We start from the raw sequence: 2,953 nt of genomic DNA on the forward strand, positions 1-2,953 counted from the left end.
AAAAATGGCTCGCTTTATAGGTAGCTAACAGCATTCTTTTGGAAATAATTTGTAAGGCCATATTATGTCTTCAGATCCGGAGTCCGAACACTTAAAGCTTAAGTCGGGTTCATTTATAAATAACCCTCGTAACAGGGCGATTATTTATCAATTAATCCTGGTTTTCGCACTTGGCTACTTTTTCTATTCGATTGTTTCCAATGCAATCGCCAATATGGAAGCTCGAGGAATAAAAAGCGGTTTCGGCTTTTTATTTACTACCGCAGGCTTCGATATCTTAATGTCCTTGATTCCTTACGATGCGACACATACCTACGGGAAAACATTTATCGTAGGTTTGCTTAATACGATTATGGTTTCGATGATTGGTATCGTATTGGCAACTATTATCGGCTTTGTTATGGGGGTCGCTTATTTCTCCCACAACTGGTTAGTCAGACGCTTATCAGTCATTTATGTAGAAATATTTCGAAATATTCCATTATTACTACAAGTCTTCTTCTGGTATTTCGCTGTACTGGCTTCATTGCCCGGAGCGCGTGACAGTTTTTCTGTTGGTGAATCGATTTTTCTAAATGTTCGAGGCTTGTTTATCCCAAGTGTGATTGATGAGCAAGGCTCAATGTTTGTATACGCTTCATTGTGTATAGCGATTGCTGGCATATTCTTTCTTCGCCGCTGGGCGCATAGAAGGCAAGATGATACGGGCGAGCAGTTTCCTGTATTTTCAGTCAGTCTGGGTATTCTTTTTGGGCTGCCGCTACTGACAACACTAATAATGGGTGTTCCTTTTCACTTGGAATACCCAGAGCTTGGGCGCTTCAATATCAGCGGTGGAACCTCAATAATCCCGGAACTAATGGCTTTGGTTTTAGCTTTAAGTATTTATACCGGTGCATTCATTGCAGAAGCTGTTCGAGCGGGTGTTCAATCGGTGCCGCATGGACAAACTGAAGCCGCACGTAGTGTTGGCTTAAGTGAGCGAAAGATTATGTCACTGATCGTCGTGCCCCAGGCGATGAGAGTCATCACGCCTTTGCTAAATAGTGAATATCAAAGCTTGGTGAAAAACTCGACGCTGGCTACAGCTATTGGTTACCCGGATTTGTTTACTGTCTTTGTCGGCACCACACTCAATCAGACGGGACAAGCGATAGAAATCGTATTTATGACAATGGCGGTCTATTTTGTCATAAACATGTGTATTTCCTTTGTTATGAATCGATTCAATTCGAAAGTCGCTTTGGTGGAAAGGAAGTAAATGATGAGAGAGTTTAAAGCGCTGCCTGATAAACCGGCACCCAAGGATACAGTTGGTGTCATTGGCTGGATTAAAGAAAACCTTTTTTCTAATATCTTCGATTCAACAGCTACTATTATTATCCTAGCAATTTTATTCTCCGTTGTTCCTGGCATGCTGGATTGGCTGATTTTTTCAGCCGACTGGAGTGGTGACAGCCAGGAAGCTTGCTCTAAAGAAGGCGCGTGTTGGGTATTTGTTTCTGCCTGGATGCAACAATTTATGTATGGCAGTTACCCCAGCTCAGAACTGTGGCGAGTGAATCTTGCTTTATTGAGTCTCGCTGCTGTCATTGCTTTGCCTTATGTCTTGCCAAAAGATCTTCGGAATAAGATTGGCGTCCCGGTATTTTTGTTATTTCCATTTGTCTGTGCGACATTTCTGGACGGTAGCCTGTTTGGTTTGATGACAGTAAGTACTGACTTATGGGGTGGCTTTGCACTGAATATCTTTTTGGCGTCAGCGAGTATTATTATTGCTTTTCCGTTGAGCTTTTTATGGGCCCTAGGTCGACGATCGGAGATGCCTTTTATACGTAGTGTCTGTATTTTGTTGATCGAGTTTTTTAGGGGAACCCCGGTTTTAGCCCTATTTTTTATGGGCTCGGTAATGCTGCCATTATTTTTTCCTGAAGGCACCAGCGTAGATAAATTACTTAGGGTGTGGATTGTTCTGATTCTATTTATGTCGGGCTATATGGCAGAAGTATTTAGGGGTGGCTTTCAAGCAATTCCCCAAGGGCAATACGAAGCCGCTGACTCGCTTGGCCTAAGTTATTGGCAGAAAACTTTGCTGATTATATTGCCCCAGGTGATCAAAGTATCGATGCCCAATATTCTTGCTACCTTCGTTATGCTATTCAAAAATACTACCTTCCTTTTGATCATCGGTATATTTGAAATGCTCAGTACCACTCAAACTGCTTTGAATAACTCAAACTGGTTAGGGGGACATGCAACGGAAGGCTACTTATTTGTCGCTATGGTCTTTTGGTGTTGCTGCTTTGGTATGTCAATGATCAGCAGTAATATCGAACGCAAGCTGGATACCAGCCATAATAATAAATAGCGCTGTCTACTACGGAGATTAATGATGAAAACAGATGTAAAAAGCCAAAACTCTGAGGTTCTGGGCAGTAAAGATAACGTTATTGAAATTAAAGATCTGAATAAATGGTATGGCAATTTCCATGTGCTCAAAGATATAAACTTAAGTGTCAAAAAGGGTGAACGAATTGTTATCTGTGGACCATCTGGTTCAGGTAAATCGACGATGATTCGTTGTATCAACCGACTGGAAGAGTTTCAAAGAGGGTCTTTGGTTGTGAATGGTGTTGAGATGATCGAAGACGTTAAGAATATCGAAGCGATCCGTCGTGAAGTCGGTATGGTTTTTCAGCACTTCAATCTGTTTCCCCATTTGAGCATTTTAGAAAACCTGACGCTTGGGCCAATTTGGGTACAGAAAAAACCCAAAGAGGAAGCCGAAGCGATTGCAATGAAGTATCTGGAGCGAGTGAAGATTCCAGACCAAGCACTTAAGTACCCGGGTCAGTTATCGGGTGGTCAGCAACAACGTGTAGCGATTGCACGATCTCTTTGTATGTCACCTCAAATCATGCTGTTCGATGAACCAACCTCTGCTCTTGATCCG

At 42.2% G+C, this 2,953-nt stretch carries 3 protein-coding genes; all 3 read left to right on the forward strand.

What is annotated here, in order from left to right; translation table 11 throughout:
* The first annotated feature begins 64 nt into the window (after nt 1–64).
* On the forward strand, nt 65–1,261 hold the full coding sequence (locus tag A3766_RS20275) for an amino acid ABC transporter permease (RefSeq protein WP_068509983.1): 1,197 nt from the start codon (nt 65–67) through the stop codon (nt 1,259–1,261).
* Nucleotides 1,262–2,368 (forward strand): amino acid ABC transporter permease, encoded by a 1,107-nt coding sequence (locus tag A3766_RS20280; RefSeq protein ID WP_231872152.1) that lies wholly within the window; start codon nt 1,262–1,264, stop codon nt 2,366–2,368.
* A 21-nt stretch (nt 2,369–2,389) separates the two neighbouring features.
* Nucleotides 2,390–2,953 (forward strand): amino acid ABC transporter ATP-binding protein (locus tag A3766_RS20285; protein ID WP_231882940.1); only part of this gene is annotated, 564 nt, incomplete at its 3' end.

The organism is Oleiphilus sp. HI0132, assembly GCF_001635845.1.